We start from the raw sequence: 1,448 nt of genomic DNA on the forward strand, positions 1-1,448 counted from the left end.
GGTCCTACGTTGTTGATGGGTCGATCGAGGCCAGTCGTAAGGTCTTGGAGATCCAGAGACGCCGGGTATGGCTTTCAGGCGGTTGCACTCGATGGTTCGCCTCACCTGGCCGCCCGGTGTCTCACGACGACTCGGCCGCTGATTAGGAGCTGCGGGCCCCTGCGGGTGCATCGCTGAGTAGGACCACGCTGGCGAGGTCGTCCGGACGAACAGCACATGTCGAACGACCGGAGGAACAGGTGGCCCGGATCTGGGTGGGGACGGACATCGGCAAGACACACCACCATGCCGTGGTGCTGGATGCCGAGGGCAAGCGGCTGCTGTCGCGGCGGGTACTGAACGACGAGCCGGAACTCCTGGCCCTGCTCGCCGACGTATTGGCCATCGACATGGACGTCGTCTGGGCGGTCGACGTCGCTGACGGCATGGCCGCTCTGTGGATCAACATCCTGCTCAACCACGGCCAGCAGCTCGTCTACATTCCCGGCCTGGCGGTCAACCGCGCTTCCGCCGGCTACCGCGGCACAGGGAAGACCGACGCCAAGGACGCCACCGTCATCGCCGACCAGGCCCGGATGCGCCGGGACCTGACGACGCTGCGACCGGACGATGAGCACGCCATCGAGCTGCGAGTCCTCACCGGTCGCCGTGCCGACATCAACGCCGATCGCACCCGGCGGATCAACCGCCTGCGCGGCCAGCTGACTAGTATCTTTCCCGCCCTGGAGCGGATGCTTGACCTGGGCAATGTCGGCCCTCTGGTCTTGCTGACCGGCTACCAGACCCCCGCCGCCCTGCGACGGACCGGCCGCAGACGGCTGGAGACCTGGCTGCGCAACCGCAAGGTCCGCGGCGCCGACGCCCTCGCCGAAGCCGCCCTGGAGGCCGCCGAACGGCAGCACACCGCCCTGCCCGGGGAGAAGGTCATCGCCCAGGTCGTTCACACCCTGGCGAAGGAGGTGATGGGCCTCAACGAGCAGCTCACCGAGATCGACAAGCTCATTGCGGCCCGGTTTCGCGAGCACGGACTCGCCGAAGTGATCTCCAGCATGCCCGGCATCGGACCGCTGATGGGTGCGGAGTTCTTGGCTGCCACGGCTGGCGACATGGGTCGCTACGGCAGCGCCGACCGCCTCGCCAGCTTGGCGGGCGTGGCCCCGGTTCCCCGGGACTCGGGCAACGTCAGCGGCAACCTGCACCGGCCCAGGCGCTACCACCGCGGACTGCAACGTGTGTTCTACACCTCCGCTCTGATCAGCATCCGCAGCTGCGACGAGTCCAGGCGCTTCTATGAACGCAAGCGCGCCGAGGGCAAGAGACACGTCCAGGCAGTCCTCGCCCTGGCCCGCCGACGGGTCAACGTCCTGTGGGCCCTGATACGTGACGGACGGTGCTACCAAGGCGAACTCCCCGTCACAACAACGGCTTGACAACGTCATTAGGAGGTG

At 67.2% G+C, this 1,448-nt stretch carries 1 protein-coding gene; it reads left to right on the forward strand.

Annotated features, from left to right (window positions below):
- Positions 1-239 precede the first annotated feature (239 nt).
- A complete protein-coding gene (locus EF918_RS35675) occupies positions 240-1,430 on the forward strand; it encodes an IS110 family transposase (RefSeq protein WP_125652975.1) in 1,191 nt (396 codons plus the stop codon).
- Positions 1,431-1,448 lie beyond the last annotated feature (18 nt).

The sequence above is a fragment of the Streptomyces sp. WAC06614 genome (assembly GCF_003949795.1).
Taxonomy (GTDB): Bacteria; Actinomycetota; Actinomycetes; order Streptomycetales; family Streptomycetaceae; genus Streptomyces.